This is a genomic window from Dyadobacter sp. NIV53 (assembly GCF_019711195.1).
In the GTDB taxonomy this organism is placed as follows: domain Bacteria; phylum Bacteroidota; class Bacteroidia; order Cytophagales; family Spirosomataceae; genus Dyadobacter.
Genome location: NZ_CP081299.1, coordinates 7247723 through 7274042 on the forward strand (window position 1 = coordinate 7247723; position 26320 = coordinate 7274042).

Here is a 26320-nt window from a genome sequence, read left to right on the forward strand (position 1 = left end):
ACTAAGAGAGTGTTTTCCCCTTGAGTTCTTAACTTTAATATTATGGGAAACACAAAAAAATCAACTCCGGAAAATTACATTAAAGACATTCGTCTTAAGACCAGACGTATCTTCACCGCAGAACAAAAGATTCTGATTGTGATGGAAGCCCTTCGGGCCGAATTACCCATCGCTGAATTGTGCCGAAAATACAGTATCAACGAATCTCAATTCTACAAATGGATCGGCCCGCCGAAGCGATAATGAATTTCTTGAAGCTGGCAAAAAGCGGCTCCAGGGAGACGTAACAAGAGAGGCTACCACAGATGAAGTAGCTGAACTACGCAAAGAAAATACGCGGCTCAAGGAGATGGTCGCCGACCTGGTCCTGAGGTATGATATTGTAAAAAAAAGTTTGAACATGCTGGACTAACCCATAAATATAAAAAGTTTATGAGATTATCTGCATCGGAGAAGTACGAAATCATCCAGACTGTGACCCGTTCAGAGTTGGGTGTAAAAAAGACGTTGCAAGAGTTTGGGATAGCCAGAAGCACGTTTTACAAATGGTACAACAGCTATCTTGATCAGGGATACGATGGGCTTTTGGATAAGGAAAAAGCTTCTGGAAGACAATGGAACAGTATACCCCAGCAGCAGAAGGACCTGGTTGTTGAAGTAGCACTTAACAAAGTGGACCTGTCAGCCCGTGAACTAGCCCATTACATCACCGATGAGCAACAGATATTTATTTCTGAATCAAGCGTTTATCGTATATTGAAGCAGCGGGGACTGATCACTGCTCCAAGCCATATTTTAATTTCTGCATCTGATGAATTTAAAGACAAAACATCCTTTGTACATCAAATGTGGCAAACCGATTTCACATATTTTAAAATAGTGGGTTGGGGGGTATTATTATCGGGCGGCGAACCGCTTGAGCACGGTTCTGGACGATTATAGCAGGTATATCATTCATTGGGAGCTGTGCAGCAGTATGAAGGCTGATGATGTGAAAAGAACCATTGATCAGGCAGTAAAGAAGGCCAGGATTAAAAGTAAAGCCAAGCCGAAACTGCTCTCTGATAACGGAGCTTGTTACATATCCGGCGAGCTGGGTGACTATCTGAAAAACACGGTTAAAATGCAGCAAGTTCATGGTCGCCCGGCTCATCCTCAGACGCAAGGCAAAATCGAGCGATACCACAGAACGATGAAATAATGTGGCCGCCATGGAATGGTCAAGCTCAACAATTTCTATCATCCGGATGAGCTGCGGGAGGCACTAAGTGAATTTGTCGATCGCTATAACAACCAGCGTTATCATGAGTCCCTGAATAATCTCACACCCGCAGATGTCTATTTTGGAAGAGGTGATGCGATCTTAAAAAGAAGAGAGGAAATTAAAAAGCAAACTTTGAAACAAAGAAAAAATCAGTATTTAAATCAAAAATTAATAGTTTTATAAAGCGGAAAATACTCTCTAAGCATTTGTCCAAGTTGGTTTGAAGACATACAAGCTTCCCTAAAAATAGGACAGTAAAATTTTAGACAAATTTTCTAATTTTAAACTGTTATGAAAGGGACAAAATTTACCGAAACACAAATTGTCAAGATCCTGAAGGATTTAGATACTGGCAAACCTGCGCTAGAAATTGCCAGAGAACATGGGATATCAAAGGCTACACTTTATAATTGGCGAAAAAAGTACAACGGCATGGGAGCTTCGGAACTGTCTGAATTGAAAGCTCTCAAGGAAGAAAATCGCCGGTTAAAGCACATGTATGCTGAGCTTGCACTGGATCACAGACTCGCTAAGAAGATTATCGAAAAAAAGCTCTAAAGCCTGTTCAAAAGCGATTGATTGCAACAGAAATTTCTGGAGAAGGGTTTAGCATTGAACGGGCTTGCAAAGTATTAAACCTGAGTCGAAGCGTTTATTATTATAAAGCTGTTAAAGACGATAGTGCAGTTATTGATAAACTTAACGAATTGTCGGAAACTTATCCGACCAGAGGTTTTGACTGGTATTATGGCTATTTTCGAAATGAAGGCCTAGGTTGGAATAGAAAACGGGTTCTGCGGATTTATCGTAAAATGAATTTAAAACTCAGACGGAGACGTAAAAAACGTCTTTTGACCAGGCCTAAACAGCCATTAATTGAAGCTAAAGCGCTAAATGATACATGGAGCATGGATTTCGTTAGTGATGCACTTAGCACTGGTCGTCGTGTTCGAGTTCTGAACATAATTGACGATTCAACCAGAGAAATTTTAGCAGCACATGCGATTATTCAATTTGTTCTCAAAAAGTAATAGAAGTACTGGATCATCTGAAATCAGAAAGAGGATTACCAAAATCAATTAGAACAGACAACGGGCCGGAGTTTATTAGTAAGAAATTAGCTAAATGGTGTGAGAAAGAACAGATCGAACAAAAATTTATCCAACCGGGGAAACCCATGCAAAATGGATTTAACGAACGCCTGAACAGAACATATCGTGAAGATGTTCTTGATGCTTATTTTTTGATTCATTGGAACAGTTAAGGATTATATCTGATAATTGGATGTACGATTACAACAATAACCACCCGCACAGATCACTAAACAGGATGACTCCAAATCAAAAGAGGCTGATATTGGAAAGCGAACACAAAGGGGAAAAAGAAATTTAATTAAAATTCAATTACTAAAGTCCAACAAATCACTGTACTAAGAAGGGGAAGCATACACTTACACAAATACCTTTTATTGATTAACACAAGTTTAGAGAACTACATATATTAGCTAATACTAATCTTAAAATATAAGCATCACTTGCCAATTGCTAACATCCCACAACTATATAATTTAGTAGTACATTAATAGTATTAGAACTACTACCTGTCCACTAAAATATGTTCGAGGCATGCTGGAAAATTTAGTGCTGACTACTTCATGCCTGTCCGACAAGTCAAGTCTTAACTCATTCACGTCATTTGGAATTGAAGGTCTGCGGCTATTTTGAAACCGTTGTTAATGGATGCCTGTGACTTTCAGGCTCCAACGGATTGCATTTCCACCAATTTTGGCCACAAAACAACCAACTGTACCCCCTATAGCAAGATGGGCAGGTATATATGCGTCTCCAAAGAAGCGAGCTTGCCAGATGTGGTCATACTCATTTGCTCGCTGTCTGGCAGTTGGCGTACCTTTATACAGAATTACGCCTCCGATAGTTATAGCTCCCCTACTTCCTGGCATCCATCTTACTGCCGGATTATTAGAGAATTCAATAGCTCCCCATCCAATGTTAATGTCCGATAGTTTGGGATTAGTAAGCCATCCAGCAGTCCCTACTAACAGACCAAGAGAGCTGGTTCCTGGTGAAATAGCGAAAGTAAGGGCTGTGACGCCTAGTTTCGCTGCCAAAATACCAGCATCCGGGGCAATTGATGCAGCAGTCGATGCAACCGCAGAACCAGCAGCTTTTGCGCCTTTGTAGGCTGCTGAAGCTCCTTTTGCAACTCCTTTACCTACACTTTTAATCGCCCCACCAATTGACAATTCTCCTGATGGATCAATAAAATTTACCGGATTATTGAGAGCGTAAGTATAAGCATTAAAACTAAGAGGGTTCAGACTCGAGCCTGCTAAGGGATCTTTTGTAAGGAATCTTCCTACTTTTGGATCATACCATCTTGCACGCATATAATATAACGAAGTCTTAGGATCTAACTCTTCTCCGGCATACAGGAAACGGTTATTGGCATAGGCAAGCTTTTTTTCTGTATTTCCGAAAGCATCATATTGAAACAAGCCTTGTGGTGTTCCTTTCTCAGTTGTAAGTGCAACGGTGCTTCCTAACCCATCGGAATGAAAGAAAAGAAATGGGTTAAATTCTTCATCCTTGGTAACATATCCTTCCCCGATCAAATCTAAGCCATAAACATGGTTAGAAGATATATTTAACTTTCCGTTTGTTTCACTTTCCTGTTGCAAGACAACAGCCAGCGGAGAGATCACATCGTTTACAAACCGGATAGTTTTTATGTTATCTGCTGCACTATAAGTCTGTTCAATTTTATTTTGTTCTCCATCATACTGATATTGTACCAGTACAGATCCTCCTTTTACTATCTGTGTAATACGATTTAGGAAATTGTACGTATACTCAATGCTTTTCGTTCCAGGAATCAGTTCTTTTGAACGGTTACCGTTTGCATCATATTCGTATACTGTGTTTCCTGCCTTTAAAAGTTGATTGTTATTATTATAAATGTAATTAACTTCTTTCTCAGGCTGGCTGCCAAAGGAACTGCTTGAGTACTTTGTGGTTCTGTTCCTATTTCCAACCGGATCATATTGGTAAATGGTCCCATTTATAAGACCAAATGGGCGTTTCTCTTCTTCTTTGGTCAACTGAGAAACGGCGTCATATGTATAATAAACGGTCCTGTTCCTAAAGCTTAAAGTATCAATTTCTTCAGTCTGTATGCGCAGACCCAGCTCATCAAGTTTGTATGTGAATTCAGCTAGACTTTTGTCCTGCCATTTATTTGATACTTTTATGAGCCGTTCTGCTGCATCATACTGGTAAGCCATCGAAGTCGAATTGGGATAATGAACTCCGGTCACGTTATCTGCATCGTCATACTCATATCTGGTTACATCAGACATCCAGTTTGTAACCTGTTCAAGACGGTTTAGCGCGTCGTACTGGTATTTGACAGTCTTTCCGTCTGGGTAAGTGAGTAATACGGGGTTTCCAACTACATCATAAGTATAAGACACCTTCTTACCGCCTGGGTAAGTTACCTGTTTGATTTGGCCCAAAGCATCATAAGTATATTGGGTATCACCCCGTTGATCCACCATTCTCGTTCTGTTTCCGTTGGCATCATACTCAAATGCTATTTTTGCCTCTCCTTCGGGCGTTATGCTAACAAGTTGATTATGCTTATCATAAGTAAAAGAGATTTGCTTACCATCCGGATTGTTTACAGCAGTAATATTATTTGCCCGGTCATATGTAAAGGATTTTTTATTCCCAAGTGGTTCTGTGACCGATACTAACCGGTTCAGGGCATCATACGAGTAAGTTGTTTTATTTCCGTTTGCATCTGTTACAGCACTAAGGTTATTATTTGGATCGAATGTATACTGGGTTATATGGCCTAAAGCATCCACAGCTTTTGTTAAATTATCTACCTCGTCATACTCATAAGAAACGCTGTTTCCCTTAGCATTAATCACCCTAACAAGGTTTCCGTTTTCATCGAAATTAAAAGAAGTAGCATATCCCAGCGAATTCTCAGCTTTAACCGGTTTATTATTAGCATCAAATTCGAATGTGCTTGTGTTACCATTTTGGTTCGTTGATGCAAGAGGACGTCCTATGATGTCAAAGGTATTTGTGATGGATTTATTAAGAGCATTGGTGACCTTGTTTACATGGCCATGTTCATTGTATCCGAGTTGGTTAACAAAACCCCGGGCGTTCTTTACCTTTATCGCTTCACCAAAATCATTATTTTCAAACTCGGTAACATTTCCAAGAGGATCCAGTAATCGCTGCAGGTTTCCTTTTTCATCATATTGCAGTGTTTCCATAAAACCCATAGGATCCGTTAGGCTAGTTGGATTATTTGTGCTGTCATAAGTTATAAAAGTTTGATTTCCTATGGGGTCTGTCATGGAAAGGACATTCCCTCGCTGGTCATAGCTTAGTCTACTTACATTTCCATTCATGTCAGTTATAGCAGTTCGGTTATTGCTGCTATCATATTCTACTGAAAATACAAAGCCATACGGGTCAATCTCCTTCACAATACGCAGCTGACTATCGTATTCATGAATTGAAGTATTTCCAAGAGGGTCGGTGATGCTTGTTTGATTTTCTTGCGGGACACCATAAGCAAAGTTTGTTATGAACCCACGCCCGTTTTTCTGCGATATTACTTTCCCGTTTGAATCATAGGTGTTTTCAACCAGGGAATTCTGGCGCGGATCAACGATATGTGTCATCCTGTGCTCCTGGTAGACATAGTGTGTTTCCCCACCCTTCGGATCAATGCTGGAAATCAGGTCCCCATTTGAATCGTAGAAATAGTGTATGGACCTGCTAATAGGATCTGTGACTTTTTTAATGTGCCCCGAATCATCATAATCCAAATGATACATAAGACCCGTAGAACCAGAAATAGTAATGAGGCTGCCGGCCATATCATATTGAAAACTCAGCTTATTGCCATTTCTGTCTTCTATACTTATGAGTTTTCCACTGCTTGCAAAATGGTAACGCGTCTGATTTGTTTCAGTAAGCGTATAGCTCAGATCCGGTTTTTTTGTCAGTGTACTAAATATGCCAGGGTATAAAGATGTATAGGTCCCATTAGCAGCCTGTCTGTAATATTCTGTCTCACCGCTAGTATGCCTAATGGTGATTAAACTGTCTGCGGTCTGTGAAAGGCTTATATTGTATGAATATGTCCAGCCATGGCCAAAGGGGCCGGAGGATGTGTCCTGGGAATTGTAAGTGCGCATAAACACAACAGGCATTCCACGACCGGCAAGCGAAAAATCGGTTCTTTGAAGAAAGTAGTTGCCGGTAGCTGTATTGACCGGGTCTGCCACAAAGGCCGACGGGTTAGAGCGACTAGGCGGGCCAAACGTTGTTTCAATAGGGCGTAAGGCTGCTTTCACAGTAAAATTATCAATGACAAAGGGGAAAACACCTTCGAATGCGGTCGAGTCCAAATCCATTACCGCATAAGCCACATCTTGCCCACTGGCTGTTAAAGTTTTACTGGAAGTGAATGGACGAAACGAGCTGCATCGTATATCGGAAACCGGAGTATACGCTCTTACAGATGTTACCTGTTTACCGAAGGCATCATATAGTCTTAAACGGACTGGCATTTTACCCATTGACTGAAAATCAACGGAAATCGTCACAGGACCTGTTGGCATAGGAAAAGTAGCCTTTATCTGCTCCTGTGACGTGGGATGCCCGATTGTTTCCGGTAACCCAGGTGCTCCCGTAGCGAACTTTTGATCATCATTGGAAGGAGCTAAACATACATAAGCTTCACTGTTCTTTACAAGTCCGATGGTTGGATTGGCCGACACTGTGGTAAAAGTTACCCCCGAAACCGCATCTGTATAGGGACTAATTAGCTTATTTGGCTCGCTGCCCAAAGGTGGTGTCTCAAAATCGATGTTAATAGGAAGATTTGTTTGGGAATGTGCCGTATTAAGCAGACCGTTTAGTAATACAATGAGTATACAAAAGTGAATACAAGTCAAATGAAGAACAAACTTCCTTAACTTTTTCGTTGTTCTTCCGGAAAAGGTAAAAAGCTTTTTCATATCTTCCCATTTTGTTTTTAATAGTATGGATACAGATTGTTATTGATTATTTTTTGATAAGCGCTATTGTAAATCTTGAACTTATCACGTTGTGGGACACAGCGGCTAACTGTTTTTGGCTGATTGCTGATAGAAGGGAATCAGAAGGTGTTCAAATTCCCTTCTATCAGCAATCAGCGTAACAACACCATTTTACTAGTCTGTGCATTATTACTTGAGTGCAGCCTTAGTATATACATACCTGCCGGCAGCTGCTTACTTTCAAAGGAGGCCTTATACCGTTTCCCGGCTTCGAGCTCGCCCTGATACAATCGTTCCACTTCTCTGCCGCTGATATCATAGACCCCCAGGGTCGTATGACCGGTTTTTAGTATTGAAAATCTGATGGTGGTCTGACCCGTAAAAGGATTAGGTGCAGCACTGAGACTTTCTCCTGCATTTTCAGAAAGCTCCCCGGCAATAGACTGCTGCTGGAATGCAGCGTTGGTTCTTGCAGCAGGTGACCGGTCTGCCACGGTGAAATTTAAGCTGTAAGGCTTTCCTTTCTTACCCTGGCCATATTTGCCGTCACAAGGCGTAACAGTTAATCTGTGATAGCCCGTAGGAAGTGTCCAGGCTCTATAGTCTCCATTAATGTCACCACCAATAACATATGGAACCTCGTTCTCCCATACCACCAGCCGGTTGTTCATGTTAAACTCCACACTGCCCACTGTATCGGGATGTGTTACTGCCCGAATGTTGATCTTGGCAGTGGGCAGAACGGATAGGTCGATCACATCTCCATTCTGTAAAGTTTGGATGGCCTGATCGGTTTCTGCATTCACCAGTATGAGGCTACTGACCACTGCGCCGGTAACGCTGAAATGGATTGTACGGGGCGTGCCTGCTTCTGCATTGCCCTGTGAAGCACTATATGGAGTAGCAGTCAGCGTATAGTTGCCATTAGCCGGCGTCCATCCATTGTAATCCTGCTTATTATTGGCAAACAAGGAATAAGGGGCTGTGTTCTCTGTATGGTTCCGTGTCAGTGGCCCGCTCAGCTGAAAGACCACACTGCCTACAACAGACGGGGCAGAGTTGGCCCGGACAGTCAGATTCAGCGAGGAAAGAGCGGACAGATCAATCACATCACCCTCCTTTAACTGCATGATATCCTTATCACTGTCAGCATCAATCAATGTGAAACTTTGGATGGAAGCCTGATCCGATGGGCAAGAATCTAAAAGCACAGCAACTTCATTACTGTAAAAATTTGAAAAAGCCAGATCTTGCTTTTTATCCTTGTTAAAATCCCCCTGGATTACAGAAGTAGGAAAAATACCACTAATATTTAAGACTCTAGGCTCTGCAAAACTGCCATCTCCGTTTCCAGGAAGTACGGCAATACTTCCCAATGTATGACCACCATTACTAACAGCGATATCCAATTTACTATCGCTGTTTAAGTCACCTGTGATAATTGAAGCTGGTAATCCCATGCCGCTTGGGTAAGTCACGGCTTTACCAAAACTGCCATCTCCTCTTCCCGCTAGTACACTAATATTGCTGATTGGATAATCACCGTTACTGACAGCCAAATCTAATTGGCCATCGTTATTGAAGTCTCCTGTTGTTATGGACATCTGAAAGCCTTCGCCTCCTGGGTAAGTAATCGCCTCTGCAAAGCTGCCCTTGCCGTTCCCCTGCAATATTCCGATAGAACTGAAGGGATAATCGCCATTTGTGACAGCTATATCCAATTTGTCATCATTATTAAAATCGCCAGTCGTTATTGAGGTCTGAGAGCCTTCACCGCATGCATAAATATTAGCCTTTGAAAAACTGCCATCACCTTTGCCTAGAAGTACCCCAATCGTTCCACTCTGAACATTCAAAACAATTACGTCTCTTTTATGATCCCCATTAAAATCACCACTGACCATCGAAGCAGGAAAATCGCCTCCGGTTTCATAAGCAGTTACGGGTGCAAAACCTCCTTTGCCATTACCTAATAGTATACCGATCGTATTGGAATTACTATTTGCAACAGCTACATCCAGTTCATCATCTGCGTTGAAATCATTATTGATGAGCAGCGAAGAAGGAAAACCACCTCCACTTTTGTAAGTCATTTCAGGTGTAAATCCTCCTTTACCATTTCCTAATAATGCACTAATAGAACCCTGAGTTTGGGTTACAACTAAATCCGGATTGTTATCGGTATTGAGATCACCTGTAACGATTGCATAGCAATAATCACCAGTACCCAATGAATGAATTATGGGAGCCGACTTGCTTATTAAGCAAGTGTCTTGAGCATATGAATGGATGATTCCTGCAATCAGCATAAGCTGAAAAGCCCAAACCTTCTTTGACAAATTAATGCCCCGTAAAAAGTGATGTTGTGAATAGTTGTGTATCATAAGACCTATAGTTTATAATCTTACAATAAAAGCAGTGTCAAGATCAAGCAGCTAAGTATATAAGCTGTTGCCTATATTTTAAAGAAGATCAGCAACAAATGTTGCACATAAGGTTAAGAAGGAAAGCGATTTCCTTCATTAAGGAGCACGATCCATAACCCAGATCAATTAGAATGTTTTTAACTGAATGGTTCCTGATGCAAAACCTGAAAGTACGCTCAACACGTAGCTTTACAGTCGTAAGTAGTGAAATCCTTAGCCAAATTTTGTTACAGGATCAATTATAGGGATGATGCACATCTTTTTTTGAACGTTGCAAACTGGGGAGGGCTTATTGATGAACTTAAAGTTCAAATTTAAACATGCTTCAATCCGGATAAAATTGTTCTTGGTAACAGATAACGTAAATCAAAATTTTTGATACTTTTCTATTAACTAACAATTATTATCGATGAAATTAAAATGTGTATGAAGAAGTTTAACGTGCTATATCAGTAAGATAATGCGTCGTAAGGCAACCCGTGGAAAATGATTTACACGTATAAAGATAATATTAAATCACATAAAAGTCCAAATAATTTCTCATTTGTTTTAAATTTCAAAATATTTACAGTGTTTAGCGGGGATGATCCATTCGAGCCTTTATACATCATAAAGCGTTTTCAATTTTGCTGAAATATTCTCCTGTAAATTAAAATAACCTGATGCATTTTTTAGAAGGCTGCGCTGGCAATCTTATTGTATCTGTAAACAAAAGCGGTGTCTTCTTGTTTTAGCAGCATGGGAGGTGATTCTTACAAATCTATTACAAAGGCCATCAAGCAGGGATGGTTCTGGCTAATCGCCTTGTTAAAAACCACAGAGTCAGCAAATCACGTCAGAAGCTGATAATCAAACAGGGAATTGCCCTAAAATAATTTCATATTTGTGATGGTTCATAACATTCGCTACACTTACAGTTTCCTTTGATTTCTCTAAAAAGTTATATTCAATTTTTTGTATTGCGATCAATTCTTTAAATTAATGATCATTTTTTCTCGCAATCCTCTCTCACAAATCCGGAGAGGTTGCGAGAAAAAATGAGGTGTTTCTAATCCAACCACCTTATTATGGCCATTGAAAATTTAAAGATTGAAGCCCGACAGAAGTGGGTAGCGCTTTACAAGCAATTGGGAAATATCTCAGTAACCGCTCGCAAATGTGGTATTGCCAGATCTACTTTACAGCGCTGGCTTAAAAGGCAGGACGAAGAGAAGCTTGTTGACCGCTCACATCGCCCAAAGCGGTTAGGTTGTCAAAAGTTTGATACTGAGCAAGAGACACTTGTGCTTAAAATTCGAAATGAGTTTAACTATGGAAAGCTAAGAATTTGCTCTCACTTGTTAAGACACCACGAACTGAAAATATCTACTTCTACCATAGCACGAATACTAAAAAAACACGCTATAAAACCTATTCGTCGATATAGGAAAAATAATCCGCCAATTAGGTATGCAAAGCTGATCCCAGGTGAACGCGTGCAATTAGATGTTTGCAAGATCAAGGCTGGGTTGTATCAATACACTGCTATTGATGACTGTACGCGGCTGAGGGTGCTAAATCTTTATAAACGACGCTCAGCTGCTAATTCGATTGACTTTCTGGACAAGCTGATTGAAGAATTTCACTATCCCGTTCAGCGCATCCAAACTGACCGGGGCCAGGAATTCTTTGCAGTTGCGTTCCAGGAAAGATTGATGGAATACTGCATCAAATTTAGGCCTATTAAGCCGCGATCTCCGCATCTGAATGGAAAAGTAGAGAGAAGTCAGCAGACTGACCTTCAGGAGTTTTACAGAACTGTTGACCTGAACGACCCAGACCTTAAAGATAAACTTGCTGAATGGCAATTCTACTATAATTACTTCCGTCCCCACAGTAGCTTGAATGGAAAAACACCGATTGAAGTAGCCATTGAACATTCCGCTAAAGCGCCATTTTGGGATGAGGTTGAAAAAGAATATGATCCAACAAAAGAGAGAATCCGAGAACAGGCTTATTGGCGTGACAAAAAAATGAATAAATACGGCCACCAGAAAAAAACGTAGTTTTGTCCTACTTTTCCAAGCTAGTTAAGTGTAGCGGAACTGTAGAACCACTACATCATATTTAATTATAAAGATTTGATAATCAACACTTTTATAATTTTTTGTTGTATGACATGTTTTTATGTTAAATGCCGCATATCTATACCTAGCCTTATATCTCTTATAATTGCATAAGAATAAAGTAGTTTACGCTGTCAACTTATTTAAACAACACACATTTTAACAATAAAAGCCGCTGATATGTATTATCAACGGCTTTTATTGTTAAAATGTTCACAAAGTTATAATTTTATGAATCTGCCGGTATCTATTTTCTGGTTATAGAAAATAACCTGCACAATATATAAACCGGATATTAACTGATCAGTCGGTATACTGTTTGATTGTGATAATTTTGAATTAAAAACAGTTTTGCCTGTTGCACTGGTTATTTTGACAGATTTTACCTGACTCCAGTCATTCAGCGTAATTTTCAGATCCTGCGAATTTATAATCGGGTTTGGATATAGCTTTATCTGATTGTGCAGACTAAAATTCAGACTTTCTATATGGCTGTATGCATACGTGCCGTCATAATCTATCATCTTTAAACGGTAAAGATTTTCACCATCGACAGGATCAGTATCGCTGAAAAAGTAATGCTGTATGGAAGTGCTTTCATGATTTGAATTCACGTTTCCAATTCTGATCCAGGATTTGCCGTCTTTGCTGCGTTCAATTTGGAAGCCCTCGCTATTTGTTTCGGCTGATGTGGACCAGCTTAGAATTGCTGTCTGTGCCTCTGGTTTTACCATGAAACTGATTAAGCTTACTGGAAGTGGGTCGGCAATTGTAATTGAATAAGTGAAGGTTACAACATCACCCAATGAAGTTCCAGGGCCTGAATCTACAATATTAACATGAATATCAAATGTGCCATTGGTAAAGGGGGTTCCCGAAACAATGCCCGATGGTGAAAGCTGTAAGCCGGTTTTCGCTGTTAAATCTGATGATGTAAAAACAAGATTCCGTCCCCCCGGATTAGAAACTATTACATTTGTTGAAGTGTACAGTTTGTCTTTACTTCCCCCCGGCAATACATTCTGAACGGGCAGGGGCAGAACAGTAATATTTGCAGTAGCACCAGCAGATTTATTGCTGCAGCCTGGTCTCACTGCCTGAACCTGATAGGAAGTATTTGCTGAAAGTACCGGAGTAGTAAACGGACTGGTTGTAGCGCCGGAAGGTGTCCATAACAGTCCGTCACCAGTACTGGCCACTGCGGATAACGACGCTGTTTTTCCACTATAAATAGTCACATTAGCAGTTGTAACAACAGGGGCTTTTATCGCTGAGCCTATTTCGTAAACTTTTACCGCAGATACAGCATTTAAAAGTCCATCGCCTAATGAAATTTCAATCCTGTCAAAAGCTACGGTTGAAGGAATTACGAACTCCACCAAAGGATTTCCTGCTGATCCGCCAAGAAGTTTAACATTGATTAATGAGGCAGAACTGCTGACAATGGTTGAAGGGCCGTTTCCTAATGTGGTTTGTATAAGTATACCATTAGCTATTGCTGTAGCATCTAATACACCGGTCTGGAGCTGGGCAACAACCCTGATATTATCTCCTGCTGGAACAACAGAATTTAAAATGCTGGTCAGATATGTTTTAGAACCGACGCTTAAAGCAGAACTTAGAAGTGCAAAGGTCCCATCATTGTTATCTACAGCATTTTTTGGATCCGTGATTAAATTAAGTGTGCTTGCCACATCAGAAGTAAATCCATGAATTACGTCCGCTGCCTGGTTACAAGCAATATCTCCTGCGGGCGTTTTATTGATATATCCTTCATATATTCTGACAGATGGGCCAACAACAGATAAAAGTGTCCTTGTTGTTATTCTGACCGAATTAAATGATTCGCCCGGCGCAGGTATAACAAAATCATAAATTGCATCTCCGGAAAGAAGGGCCAGTAATGAAGCAACATTAACAGCTGACCCAACGGGGATATCTTCGTTATAAGCCTGCAATTCAACACTGCTTGCAGCAGCAAGTAAACCACCGCTAACGCCTATTTTTACATGTATAGGGTCAGTTGCAGCGGGGGCCTTTTCAACACTGGCAGGAAATGTCAGTTGCTGATAACAGTTACTTCCTAAGGCAGAAGTTAACGGAAAAGACAATGTACTGTAATCATCAGGATTTCCTCCAATTGCCTGGCCCGGATCAGAGACATGTGAAGTTCCTGTAATAGGTACTGATGAATGGGTTTGTGAAACCGCATAGACCCTTAAATATTCTTGTCCAAAAGAATTGGATGATAACAATAACAAAGCCAGGATCAAAGCATAATTATTATAAAAGCACAGCTTGATACTAACTGAAACAGTAAGAGGCAGGTTGGTTTTCATAAAATTCAAATCATTGAAGTTAGAATTAATTAAATTTTAGAAGTACAGTTTGATTGGAATTAACGGGATGAGAACAGATCATTTAATCCGTATTTTATTTTTGCATATGGATTCAGTTTAGATGAATAATGAGGTATCAATGGTTTTGTTATTATTCTGTAAATGGCACTTGCTACTTATACAATGATTAAGGAATGAAACAGAGCCTGATAAACTATTTAAATCTAAAGCAATCAGGAAGTTTGCCAAATAAAAATATTTATTTTCTAAAATACAAGATACTTCTATACATTAATATAAAATAATTTCTATATATTATAATAGATATTTTATATTTGGATTAAATTAGTGTCTATCCTAAACATGCTGTTAACAAGTGCCAGTCTAATAAAGACCGTAAAGCAAACAGACACCAATCCATAGGTTTTCTAAGCAGAACATAAAAATCTATCAAGGATAATTTCTGTATTACAATGAAATATCCTTACAATCTTTAGGTTAATTTGGCAGATAATATTATGAGCCACAACCTGCATAATAATGGACAGTACCTTTATAAGTCAGAGTTTAAAATCATGAATTGATGTATTAAAATGAAGGAAAGAGGATAGGGTAGTCCAAGCTGTCAACTTATTTTAGTAGCATACAAATGCAATAAAGTTCAAACTTGTATTGGCAGCGTGCTATTTTATTGTCCATATTATGTGCTTCAAACATCAATCTTGAAAAAAGCCTCATCATTTTGCAAGACAAACGGTTGATTTTAAGATTTCTGTTTATGCGGGTTTTGCAGCAGATAAGCCAGGGCAGTCTGCCTGACAGCGGTATTCTGTTTGTTGACTGCCATGGCCAGTGCCTTCCGGGACCCCACAAATACGACCAGCTTCTTTGCCCTGGTGATACCGGTATAGATCAGGTTGCGGAACAGCATGTTAAAGTGCTGGGTGACCAGGGGGATGATAATAATTTCAAACTCGCTACCCTGTGATTTGTGAATGGTGATGCTGTAAGCCAGGTCCAGTTCCAGCAGAGATTCCCGGCTATAAATGACATCTCTGATCTGCTGACCGGCGCCAAACTGCACGATCACTTCCATGTCTTCGTTGTCGACTTCTTTGATCTGGCCAATGTCGCCATTGAAGACGTTCAGATCATAGTTGTTGCGCTTCTGGATCACGCGGTCGCCCTGCCGGAAAGTTTTTCCCCCGACTGTTACCTGGGCTTTGCCCGCAGCGGCAGGATTGATCTTTTCCTGGATCACCTGATTGAGGTTAGCTGTTCCCAGACTTCCCCTGGTCATCGGAGAAAGGATCTGTATCTCTGCCTGTTTTCCGTAATATTTGGGAATAATGGATCCATATAGTTTTTCGACCATACCAACAGCTGAAATGCCGTAATGCAGCGAGGACCAGGGATGGATGCGCGCGGTCACTTCTTTCAGCTCGTCAGTATGGGTGCGGGCCTGCATCAGTGCATCCAGGTCCACATGGCTGAATTTGGCCGGAATGAGCAGGCCGTTGTCCTGGTGATAAGGGTCATCCGGATCTGCTGCCCGGACCGTATCACTGCTAAGTCGCTTCACTTTGGAGATAAACCGGAGCTGCTCAGCCGTCGCTTCTTCGGAGTCGACAAAGAGACAATCTTTTTTCTGCTGCCAGACCGCGGGCGTATGAAAAGGGGAGGCTATGGCGGGCACTTCTCCCTGGTTGATCTGATGGGCGTATGAAATGATCAGTGACTCCTGCGCCTGACGGAACACCTGCGTCAGCCGCTTGCACGGAACTGCGCCGGAGCTGATCAGATCCTTCAAGACATTGCCGGCACCGACCGCAGGCAGCTGGTCCGCATCACCGATCAGCACGAGCTGCGCCTGGATGGGCAGCGCCCGAAGCAATGCAGCCGTCAGGTGCACATCCAGCATCGAGCATTCATCGACGATCAGGATATCAGTCTGCAGGGTATCTTCCTCCCTGCGCTTGAAGCCGCCTGTGGCCGGATCAAATTCCAGCAGCCGGTGGATGGTTTTGGCTTCCAGGCCAATGACCTCGCTCATGCGCTGGGCCGCACGGCCGGTCGGGGCAGCCAGCATTACTTTCCTGTTCATTTTTTGAAGTATGCCGACCAGTGCTTTGGTTGTCGTGGTCTTTCCGCAGCCTGGTCCGCCGGTCAGGATCGAAAGCCTTTCAGCCGCAATCTGCAGCACACTCTGGCTCTGCTGCTGGCTGAGGCTGATCTGATGCTGCTGACAAAAGGCACCGAGCTCCTGATGCAGATACTTTTGATCCGTTTTCAGGGGAAAGTTGATTAATTGTCTGACCCGCGTGGCAATATACTGTTCATCGAAGTACAGAGAGTGGGCATAGTAGCAGGTCTGTTCTGCGCCCTGCGCGTCCGGCAGCTGTCTGGTTTTAAGCTCTTCTTTTTGCTGCAGCTCTGCCAGGACGTGCTGTATGACCGGGCTGCCGGGAAGAGACAGCAGCTGCTCAACTGCCTGCAGGATCTGCTGGCGCGTCAGATAGCAGTGTCCTTCCTGACGCGCACTCTGCAGCACATGCCCGATACCGGCCTGGATCCGCTGGGGAGCATCTGCTGCCAGGCCCAGACTGATGGCCACCTGGTCAGCCGACAGAAAGCCGATACCAAAGATATCCTGGGCCAGCCGGTAGGGGTTGGTCTGTACCACCTGGATGGCATCATTGCCATAGGTTTTGTAGATTTTGACTGCAAATAGTGTAGAGATGTTATGGGACTGCAGAAACAGCATCACATTCCTGATTTCCTTATGCTCTGTCCAGGCTTTGCTGATCATTTCCAGCTTCCAGACTGGCAATGCCTTCCACCTGGGTAAGCTGACCGATACTGTTTTCAAAAACATCCAGGGTTTTATCCCCGAAATGTTTTACGATCCTTTTGGCTGTGACCGGACCAACCCCTTTGATCAGGCCCGAACCCAGATACTTTTCCAATGCATTGGTCGTGGCAGGTTTTCTTTCAATGGCTTTATCTGCCTTAAACTGCAGACCGTGACCGGGATGCGTAACCCAGTCACCATAAAAATCCATCGTTGCCCCTGCAAATACTTTGGACTGGTGCACGACAACGGTAAGCTCCTGGCCAGGCCTTTGCAGGCTGCTGACTTTCAGTACGGAAAAACCGGTTTCTGCGCTATGGAAGGTAACGCGCAGGACGATGCCTGATAGTTTTTCTAACGCTGCTGTATTTGGTTTGTCCGGTGCAGGCATATACAATGATTTTAAAGCCAAAGTTATATGAACCTGAGATATAACAAAAGTTAGATATCATTTTTAGAGCTGATATGTTGCCGTTCCGATACATCACCGGGCATACCGTGGCCCGTAATCGGGCGTCAAACCTGTTGATGGTTCAAAGGTATTCTATCAGCCTGCCGGTTCTTCAATGCAGGAATTGACAGGTCCTGGCTATGCTAAAAATAAAGCCAAAGTTTGCCGTCGCCGATTTTGTAGGTGACCAGCCGGTTTAAATTATAATGCTGACTGCCCACGTACATGAATTCATTCCCGAATGAAAATTCATAACTTTCATTAAACAGCTTGTTATCATGGAAGCGGAACACGCTGACCTTGTTTACAGGGGTGCTGATGATGGCTTTTTGCAGGTGTACCGAAAGGCGTTCGCCGGATGTTTCCATTTTAGGTTATGATTTGTTAAAGCAACAGCTGCAGCACCGGACATTTTGATTCCCGCAGGTCGCCTGCTGTTTTCAGCACCTATGTGAACGGCAGGTACATGTTAGCAGTAACAAGCTATCTCTGCCGGGTAAATATGCATGTAATATTTCCGGACAGCCCCGGAAATGGGTTAAATACCACTTATCACACAGGTGAAACCGTATTTAAGCGGGATCAGGCCAAAACTGTCAGGGATACCCAAACGGCTCGGTAAGGTCAATAGCAAAAATATCACCGGAACGAGCGGATACAGTAGAAAAGCAGGCAAGCCAGCTTATAATATACTACATGAAATGGTCATTTACTGCTAAACCATTTATAGTCATGAAGCTTGTTGAACTACAAAAGCATTCACACCTGCTTGAAATGGTAGTCGGCACCGGGAAGCTGGAGAATCTGTATGCAGAGGATTTTCATTATATAAATAGTGGAAAAGATCCGGATGATATACTATTCGTTTTTAACCTTACTGGTAACGCGGCCGCCGGTAAAGACCTGGTGCGTGAAGACTTTCAAACCTATCTGGCAGGCAAGGAAAACTTTGAATCCGTGCGGATAAACTGTGGATTCGTCAGACGGCATGTTCTGATGCTATATGGTAACAGCCTGGTTAGAAAGGCGGGACTGCGCATTTTCCATCAGGAGAATGAATATGTTCAGCACCGGGTACTTGTCCATTTGAAAGACCATGATATCATTTTCACGGCAGTCCGTTGATTCTGAGTACTCAGCTTTATTCTGTCTGGCTTTGATAAGCACTGATTGCAACACCACGCAACCGTAAATACTTGTAAAGTGTCATTTTTGAGACGCCAACTGTTTTGGCTATTTGATCCACACCCAGCTTTCCCTCTTTGTAATACATCTCGGCCAGCATGGATTTTTTCCGGGCTTCCGGCGAAAGTCCGCTTCTTCTGCCTCCTTTTTTGCCCCTTGCCCGGGCAGCTTGAAGACCTGCACCTGTTCTTTCCCGGACCAGGTCGCGCTCCAGCTCCGCCAGGGAGCTGAAAACATTCAGCACCAGGCTTGCGTTTGGCAAAGTCGTATCGATAGAATCGGTTAAACTTCTCAGACCAATTTCCCGGCCATGAAAATCTGTAACCAGTTCCAAAAACTTTTTGAGCGGCAGACCCAGCCTGTCTAACTTGAAGATGCAAACGATATCTCCTTTCTGAAGCTGATTTAACATTTTTTCAAACTCCGGACGGTCCGCTTTGATACCTGAGACTATCTCCTGGAAAATGATTTCACATCCGGCACTGGCGAGTGCGTCAAGCTGATGCTGCATAGTCTGGTCTCTGGTGGCCGCTGCCACTGATACCCTTGCGTAACCTATTACCATTTGTAGACCTGATCCATATTTTTTAAAGATAAATATACTTTAAAAGGTATACAAGTTTAGTTTACAAAATAACAAACATTTTATCCATATTAGCTCAAGCTGATGTCTGGCAAAAAAGTGTAATTATATCCGTCTGTTTGTTTGCACTACATTAAAGATTTTGCGTTACTTTTTATAATAAGCATTACGTTTTTGATTCTATGGATCATCATTTTGGTGATACTGAAGAACCTGGTTTAACTGTCTTTCAGTACCGGCTTGTTCATGTACTTGATTAACGAGATTGATTTTGATACGAATAAACAAATGGATATTTTGGTTTATATCAGGTCGGACACGGATCAGATCATTGGCAGGGTTTTGCAATCTGTTTCGTTTCTTTATGCACTTTTTAAAACCATGAGATTTTTTTCCTGGGGACCAGAGTATGATGTAAAACAAAAAAATTGCAGGTCACAGGTAATCTATTGCGATCAGAGATTCGATCACTGCTTTTTAAATATATCTATGCTAGCAAAACAGTCTTCATGTGAATCGCAGGATGGTAACCAGTTTCAGTTCTACCAAAATAACTGTTTTAAGTGGCTCCGGCGTATTTGCCAAAGTATAGGAAGAATTAAAATTCTTTACTTTATGTAGTTCATTTGTAGCTAATTAAAGCTTACTATAAGTAATAGTAACCCTGTTTTAATTTACTTTTAAAATAGCTGAGTGGTCAACAGTAAAGGCGAGCTGGTAGTTTTAAAGGTTGGAAGATAGATGCAGCTAACATTTGCTTAACCGTAAAATGCTCAGGACTTAAAAGTGTATATCAAAATCTCACGGCCCTGCTACACGAAAAATGTTTTCAAGAGCATAAGAAAAGCAGACGTATACTAACTTTGTTTTGCCCATATGTGGTTTTCGTCAAGGTAATTAAACTCAATCGAGTGCTACAATACCGTTACTGAGTTTTTTAGCCAAATATGAACGTAGCCAGCCCATAAGGGTCAAGAAAATATAAGTAAAACAACACCTCGTTTTCATTACCACCCATTTTGGCATTCTATAACACGCCTTATAATGAATACAACGGTTATTAATTTGAGCTATCCAAGTTTTCTGTATAAAAAAGAACAGGGGTAGGATAGTCTAAACCGTCAACTTATTCCCGTAGCATACGCCCTGGACAGTGCAAAATATACAATTGTTGGAGTTGTAGGCGACTATAAAGGATATGGCTGGCATGATATAGTACCCCTATGTGTGTTGTGTATGGCAAAGCCCGATGGATATAAGTATATGGTTGTGCGTACAAGTAATGCCAAATTGCCACAAGTTGCGGCATTCTTACAAACTATATGGCATGAATTGGCTCCCAACCTACCTTATCGGGGTTTTCTACAATCAGATTTAATTGAAAAGGAACTCCGCATGGCGCAAGGTTTTAAATCAATTGCTTTTTTCAAGCCATTGTTACTCTGCTACTTTCAGCGTCAGGTTTATTTGCACAAATTTCATTGAATATAGATAAACGTAGTAAAGAAATTGGCATGCGTAAAGTTGTAGACGCTTCAGTGATGCAGATAATTGGAGCAGTCAATCGGCAATTCGTGTATATCCTGCTGATTGCATTTGTGGTGGGATTGATTTTTGGTTATCTGTTTACCAGCAAGTTTATTTTCAAATATCATCCTGATGCCGGGCCAGCTCCATATATAGGAACATTTCTGACTGTTGTAATCTGTTGTTGCATTATTATCGGTTCAAAGGTTTACCGTGCAGCCATGTCAAATCCAGTTGAAAGATTACGTGCAGACTAGTCGCATTTTTTGAAATTGGTTGGCTTTGAGATTGAATGTACTTAATAAGAAAAGGATAAAAACCTACATGAATGTCGTGACGGATTTTATCCTTTTCTTTAATTTTACCCTATAAACCATTTTTGCCCATAGCCAGATTTTATTTCACCAGCTTTAAGGTTTCTTTTTTTTGCCTAGGTCAAGTTGTATCAGATAAGAACCAGAAGGGAGATCTGCTAAATTCACATGGAACTGTTGCTTATAGCTTTCGGGAACAATACTTTTTAGAATCTGTCCTGCAGGGCTTATCACGGTTATTTTAAGAATGGTGTCAGCACTCTGAATCGTCACAACTTCCGCAGCAGGGTTAGGATATAGCAAGATTCTGATAGAGGAAAACCCAATTGACCGTATCTGACTGTACGTATACTTCCTGCTTTTGTCTGCCATTTTCAGACGGTAATAACTGGTTGCGTTCAGTGGCTGATCATCTGTAAAGCTATAGTCTGTCAGCTGCGCTGCTTTGGATTCGCTCTTTACAAAACCAATTTCCTCCCAGACTTTTGTATTGGGTGAGCGCTGGATAATAAAACCCTCCTGATCTGTTTCATCGGCTGTGCTCCATGACAATAATACATGATCTTCCTGTTTTTTTGCATCAAAATTTACCAGCGTTACTGGCAGCGGATCCGGCGTAGTGCTCACAAAAAAGCCGCTAAAACCTTCCACATCAAAGGTAATCTCCCACCGGTTATTGATCCAGACGATGCTTTCATCTTCCGGGTCAATTATTTGTCTGGCGCCTGCATAAGAAGAGGGCAGCCCACTGGCATCAATGCTCGTGCCTGCATATTGATGAATGAGCAGGTTTGGTTTGTAGTGCTCCGGATCTGCTGGACTGACCGGCAGTTTTAATATGTTAACGGCATTATAAACATCAAAGTCTTTTTGGCTGAAATAAAGCGTAATGCGCGCAGTTGAATTTTCGGCGCCCGAAAGCGGTTTAATTTCATAATGTCTCTGGACAAAGTGTACCTGCGGCACCTCGCTCAGCCAAACCCTGGCAGACACCGGGCCGCTTACCGGCACACCGGCCCCACTTGCGCCGGCAGTCTGGCTGACCGATGCAATAACCGTACAGCTGGTCCCATCCAAAAATTCCCGTACATTTTCGACACTGTCAGTCGACATGGTATTTTTCATAGGTAATTCCGGGTTCACGCATGCGATATATTTGTAAAGCTCCATGCCGAATTCACCGCTGTTGGCTGAGATCAGCAGCTTATTGTTCATAGTACCTAACTGCCAAAACACGGAACTTCCGCCTGGCGTAATATCATAAGCAAGGCGCGTTCCTGCTTCGGTGCCATCACTTTGCCAAATTTCATTGCCGTTAATGCCATCATCATTGGTAAAATAAAGCAGGCTGTTGACGACTACTGAATGAGTAATTTCACTATACGCACCCAGCCCCGTTATAGCTTTCACCAGGCCGGTCCCCTCAGGCGTTCCGTTGGTTTGCCAGAGCTGGTCGCCTTCCCCGATGATTTTGGGCACAAATAACAATTTGTCCCCGACTACGCGGCGGTCATGGATACGGCTTTGCTGAAAAGAACCGTAATAAGTATCCGTGTCAAAGTAGCCCAGCTGCACGGTACCGGCAGAGGTGCCATCCGTCCTTCGGAATTCCTCCAGATTAAAATCGTCAAAAACGGTGGAAAAATAAGCATAACCGTTTGCTGATGTAAGCCCGGGTAATAACCGCCTGTTTTCCGGGCCAAAATCATAGACTATTTCTGTACCTGCCGTACTGCCATCAGACACCACAAGCAGGTAATGGTTGTAGGGCTCGTCCATTAGAAAAAACAGCTTTCCTGATGCTACGACCAGCGAAGCATAAATCATACCCCCATCCTTAACAACCAGTTCCGTCACCGCAACCGTGCCGGCTTCCAGTGCCGTCACTTTTCCAGAGCTCGGCGCTGTTTATCCCGTCGTAAGCTCCGAAATACAGTATGCCGTTTAGTGTTACCGGTGCAAAGAATGTTTTCAGGCCGCCTTTTACCAGGACAGTCCCTTCATTTGTCCCGTCGCTTTTCCATAGTCCCATCATACCGTCTGTATACACTCCGAAAAACAAAGTCCCATCTACATTGGTCAGGCCCTGGATACTGTCGGCGGGCATTTGCGAGAAGACGCCTTTTAAAAGAACAGTGCCCGCTTGTGTTCCGTCACTTTTCCATAGTGAAGCTCCTGTAGCTGTGACAGGAAGTGTAAAATACAAACTTCCAGCGATGTTGACCAAATTGGATATCGCTGAGCTGTCAGCACCCGGGGTGATGTCTTTTACCAGGTATGTCCCGGCAGATTTTCCATCACTCCGCCATAATTCCCTGCCATGAAAGGCATCATCTGCCGTGAAATAACCAACGCCGTTGAGCTGTACAAAATTCATAGGCACCGAAGCCGGCCGCGATATGCTGGTGATTACGCTGGTACCACCCGGCTCCATATTGCTTTTGAAAATCTGTAACCCATTATCTGTCAAACCGTTAAAATAAAGCAGGCCGTTGACATCTGTCAGCCAGGTAGCATCTGTATCTGAAAGTACCTGCGTACCAGCAGCCAGCCCATCGCTTTTCCAGAGTCTGCGCCCTGTGCCATCATCTGCGCTGAAAGCTGCAGCAGTGCCGACTGCCGTCAGTCCGGTGATATGGGCATCGCCTTCTCCGGGATTGATATCCGCAATCATGGATGTATTGGCAGAGGTCCCGCCGCTTTGCCATAACTCCCTGCCGTGTGTACCATCACTGGCCGTAAAATACAGCCGGTTCCCTACCCTGACCAGCCCGCCCGGGTCCGAGGAGACCTCTGTGGCCGGGTTAATATCTTTGACCAGCTGGGTACCTGCAACAGAGCCGTCTGTTTTCCAGAGCTCAACGCCCGCATGGAGGGCCACTGCCGTAAAGAAAAGTGTATTCCCTACAACAGTCAGATTATCCAGTGCGTACACGTCCTGCCGTACGATGATTTCCGATGCAATTCCGTTGGTGCGGCGAAGAGTATAAATAGGTACACCCAATCTTCTGCCCATGTAGGTGACGTAATAGAGGTTACCATTAGCGACTTTGAGCGGCATACGAAAAGCACCCGAAACACCCACTACCTCGGTCCCTTCGGCTGTTCCGTCACTTTTCCAGAGTGTATAGGGACGGTAAAAATAATCATAGGTATAGAAGTAAAGATTTCCTTTAAACTCCACAAAATCACCCGGATTACCCGCTTCATAGCCCGGGACAAGGTCTTTGACCAGTACTGTCCCTTCCTGGGTACCGTCAGTTTTCCAGAGCTCGGTCCCCAGCCCACCGTCGGATGTAAAGTAAATGCTGTTTCCAATGGCCAGCAGGTTGCCACCGCGGTCATAAGCACGGTCGCCTACCTCTTTTACCACAGTTGTACCCCTGTCTGTTCCATCTGTTTTAAAAAGGAAAAAGGCCCCGCCTGTAAAACCGTAAAAGTAAAGTGTTCCGTTGATATTGGTCAGCGTCCTGGGCGGAAATAAGAATTGCCTGTCCCTGGAGTGCAGATTTTTTACCATCTGCGTACCTTCCGGCGTTCCGTCGCTTTTCCAGAGTTCGGTTCCGTTCAGCCCATCATCGGCTGCCATATACAGCACATTGCCTACCGCGCAGGTCTCAGACACTTTAAGCCCATTGTATCTGCCTGTGGTATTGATATCTTTGACCAGCCCATGGATCTGTGCCAGGACCAAGGTATCTGCATGCGCTATCAGAAAAACCAAAAGTATAAATTGTTTCATATAAGTAGTTGAAAAGTGACAAATCTTGAAAAAGTAACTTTATTTATTTAATTGTTAATATAAATAAAATAATTGGCTTTTCAAGTTGGCAGTAGACTCCTATTATATAAACCTGTTTCCGTTTACCAAGAGACACCATAAGCACCTGAAGTTGGCTTTGAAGATGGTTTTTTAGAAATAATAATTATATCCTCTCCGTTGCAGTTATTAATAACGAGCAATTTACTATTCTGATATTAATGATTACATGTAAAGCTATTTCAGCTCATTACTAACTATACGGTAAAAACAGGACTACACAGTGACAGAGAGCCGGAGCAAAACCTTGTTCAAAATACAGGATTTTTGGCGGTTCAATGGCGGGCCATGTTTACAGGAAAGCACCCGTTCATTACTGTGGACGTTGTTAAACGAAAAGCCGTACAAATGACTGTCAAGGGGGCGAGGATGGTTTCGTATCTGGATGTGAATGTAGCCGCCAGCAGGCAGGTCACTGCCCGGGTTGACTAGAGGTTTGCCTCCATATCTGCGCTATAAGCCTGCCACTGATTAAACCGATATGAAATTAGCCGCTATTATGTTCTTGGTTTAGCAGATCAATCTTCAATCAAAGGGAGGAAAGAAACTACCATGAGATGGAAGGTGCCTTGCTATTCAAGGTATGTTCAGATCATCGTAGAGAATATCAACGGATTGATAAAAAAACCAGGCGCTGAACGATTCAGGATTTGTGTTTTCCCGACATAACCATAAGGTATTTTTAATTTCATTTAACAAGCATTCCGAAAATTACAATTTGATTTCACAAATGGGAATATAAAATGTTTAATAACGGTTAAGACATAGAAATTCCTCAGTTAAGAGCAAGACTTATGATTTGATAAAACCCTTGATATTTTATAGAGAGAAAGCTATCCTTTTAGGGGAAGCGGGCTGGGTATTTAAGTTGAAGATTTAAACGATTTATAAATAAACCTCGAAGTGTTTTTCTGAGATACTACATCTGTAGATGTTAAACCTAAATTCAAAGTTTCAATAGTAAGTTAGAGCAAATAAGGGGCTTTATTGGTAAATTATTATTGGAGTCCCTGAATATTGAATTATGTTCAGGTGATCTAAGTTGAAAGTAGTCAATAAAATGTGTGAATACAGAATGTTAAAACAAACTTTGAACAAACATTTACTCCCGGTTTTATAGCCCAAAGTTAGTGTCAGAAATAGAGAGTTATCGATAATTTTGGTGATCAATATCACACGTTAAATTTAGAGCTGCGTAGAGAAGCCTTAAGTTTTTTTACCACTTTGTAAGTGTTAAAGATGTGTGGTTTGATTAGTCCGTATTGTCAATCTATTCAAATAGCATAAGGAGCAGAAAATTTTTATGCGCTACATTCGAAATTGTCCTATCAGCATGCTATTTTAACGCTTATCACATAATTATTCAT

At 42.2% G+C, this 26320-nt stretch carries 18 protein-coding genes and 1 pseudogene; 10 read left to right on the plus strand and 9 right to left on the minus strand.

Annotated elements, in window-relative coordinates:
- Nucleotides 1–42: 42 nt before the first annotated feature.
- The 5 genes and pseudogenes from KZC02_RS29920 to KZC02_RS33505 all read left to right on the plus strand — a co-directional run bounded on the left by KZC02_RS29920 (nt 43) and on the right by KZC02_RS33505 (nt 2656).
- Nucleotides 43–1447: pseudogene (locus KZC02_RS29920) on the plus strand (IS3 family transposase).
- A gap of 108 nt (nt 1448–1555) precedes the next feature.
- Nucleotides 1556–1822 (plus strand): transposase, encoded by a 267-nt coding sequence (locus KZC02_RS29925; protein ID WP_221392019.1) that lies wholly within the window; start codon nt 1556–1558, stop codon nt 1820–1822.
- Between the two features lie 17 nt (nt 1823–1839).
- Entirely contained in the window at nt 1840–2295 is a 456-nt protein-coding gene (locus tag KZC02_RS29930; RefSeq protein ID WP_221392020.1) for an IS3 family transposase, read from the plus strand.
- Between the two features lie 17 nt (nt 2296–2312).
- The gene (locus KZC02_RS33500; protein WP_409014275.1) at nt 2313–2528 is read left to right on the plus strand and encodes an integrase core domain-containing protein; all 216 of its coding nucleotides are present in this window, start codon (nt 2313–2315) and stop codon (nt 2526–2528) included.
- A complete protein-coding gene (locus KZC02_RS33505) occupies nt 2516–2656 on the plus strand; it encodes an integrase core domain-containing protein (protein WP_221392021.1) in 141 nt (46 codons plus the stop codon). The genes KZC02_RS33500 and KZC02_RS33505 overlap by 13 nt, the downstream gene beginning before the upstream one ends.
- 340 nt (nt 2657–2996) lie before the next feature.
- Here KZC02_RS33505 and KZC02_RS29945 read toward each other — a convergent pair whose 3' ends face one another.
- A complete protein-coding gene (locus tag KZC02_RS29945) occupies nt 2997–7331 on the minus strand; it encodes an RHS repeat-associated core domain-containing protein (protein ID WP_221392022.1) in 4335 nt (1444 codons plus the stop codon).
- 173 nt (nt 7332–7504) lie between these two features.
- Nucleotides 7505–9736, minus strand: coding sequence for an FG-GAP-like repeat-containing protein (locus KZC02_RS29950; RefSeq protein ID WP_221392023.1), 2232 nt, complete (start codon nt 9734–9736; stop codon nt 7505–7507).
- A 1109-nt stretch (nt 9737–10845) separates the two neighbouring features.
- Between KZC02_RS29950 and KZC02_RS29955 the strand changes: the two genes are divergently transcribed.
- Nucleotides 10846–11823 (plus strand): IS481 family transposase, encoded by a 978-nt coding sequence (locus KZC02_RS29955; protein ID WP_221392024.1) that lies wholly within the window; start codon nt 10846–10848, stop codon nt 11821–11823.
- A 281-nt stretch (nt 11824–12104) separates the two neighbouring features.
- Here the strand turns inward: KZC02_RS29955 and KZC02_RS29960 are convergent, their stop codons facing one another.
- From KZC02_RS29960 to KZC02_RS29975, 4 genes are all read right to left on the minus strand, one after another.
- Entirely contained in the window at nt 12105–14222 is a 2118-nt protein-coding gene (locus KZC02_RS29960; RefSeq protein ID WP_221392025.1) for a T9SS type A sorting domain-containing protein, read from the minus strand.
- 763 nt (nt 14223–14985) lie between these two features.
- On the minus strand, nt 14986–17031 hold the full coding sequence (locus KZC02_RS29965; RefSeq protein WP_221392026.1) for an AAA family ATPase: 2046 nt from the start codon (nt 17029–17031) through the stop codon (nt 14986–14988).
- Nucleotides 17003–17464 (minus strand): hypothetical protein, encoded by a 462-nt coding sequence (locus tag KZC02_RS29970; protein WP_221392027.1) that lies wholly within the window; start codon nt 17462–17464, stop codon nt 17003–17005. The genes KZC02_RS29965 and KZC02_RS29970 overlap by 29 nt, the downstream gene beginning before the upstream one ends.
- A gap of 203 nt (nt 17465–17667) precedes the next feature.
- Nucleotides 17668–17892 (minus strand): hypothetical protein, encoded by a 225-nt coding sequence (locus KZC02_RS29975; RefSeq protein ID WP_221392028.1) that lies wholly within the window; start codon nt 17890–17892, stop codon nt 17668–17670.
- Between the two features lie 328 nt (nt 17893–18220).
- On the opposite strand from KZC02_RS29975, the gene KZC02_RS29980 reads away from it, so the two are divergent.
- The gene (locus tag KZC02_RS29980) at nt 18221–18649 is read left to right on the plus strand and encodes a hypothetical protein (RefSeq protein WP_221392029.1); all 429 of its coding nucleotides are present in this window, start codon (nt 18221–18223) and stop codon (nt 18647–18649) included.
- Between the two features lie 16 nt (nt 18650–18665).
- Here KZC02_RS29980 and KZC02_RS29985 read toward each other — a convergent pair whose 3' ends face one another.
- Entirely contained in the window at nt 18666–19274 is a 609-nt protein-coding gene (locus KZC02_RS29985; protein ID WP_221392030.1) for a recombinase family protein, read from the minus strand.
- A 1254-nt stretch (nt 19275–20528) separates the two neighbouring features.
- Between KZC02_RS29985 and KZC02_RS29990 the strand changes: the two genes are divergently transcribed.
- The gene (locus KZC02_RS29990; RefSeq protein ID WP_221392031.1) at nt 20529–20777 is read left to right on the plus strand and encodes a hypothetical protein; all 249 of its coding nucleotides are present in this window, start codon (nt 20529–20531) and stop codon (nt 20775–20777) included.
- Nucleotides 20774–21076, plus strand: a complete 303-nt coding sequence (locus tag KZC02_RS29995; protein WP_221392032.1) for an ABC transporter permease — start codon at nt 20774–20776, stop codon at nt 21074–21076. The genes KZC02_RS29990 and KZC02_RS29995 overlap by 4 nt, the downstream gene beginning before the upstream one ends.
- A 153-nt stretch (nt 21077–21229) precedes the next feature.
- Here KZC02_RS29995 and KZC02_RS30000 read toward each other — a convergent pair whose 3' ends face one another.
- Together KZC02_RS30000 and KZC02_RS30005 are read right to left on the minus strand one after the other, a co-directional pair.
- A complete protein-coding gene (locus tag KZC02_RS30000; protein ID WP_221392033.1) occupies nt 21230–23020 on the minus strand; it encodes a T9SS type A sorting domain-containing protein in 1791 nt (596 codons plus the stop codon).
- Nucleotides 22971–24875 carry an ELWxxDGT repeat protein gene (locus tag KZC02_RS30005; protein WP_221392034.1) on the minus strand — a complete coding sequence of 635 codons (1905 nt, stop codon included), beginning with the start codon at nt 24873–24875 and terminating at the stop codon, nt 22971–22973. Before KZC02_RS30005 ends, KZC02_RS30000 begins: the two co-directional genes overlap by 50 nt.
- A 345-nt stretch (nt 24876–25220) precedes the next feature.
- Here KZC02_RS30005 and KZC02_RS30010 point away from each other — a divergent pair, with 345 nt between their 5' ends.
- The gene (locus tag KZC02_RS30010) at nt 25221–25385 is read left to right on the plus strand and encodes a hypothetical protein (RefSeq protein ID WP_221392035.1); all 165 of its coding nucleotides are present in this window, start codon (nt 25221–25223) and stop codon (nt 25383–25385) included.
- The last annotated feature ends 935 nt before the right edge of the window (nt 25386–26320 follow it).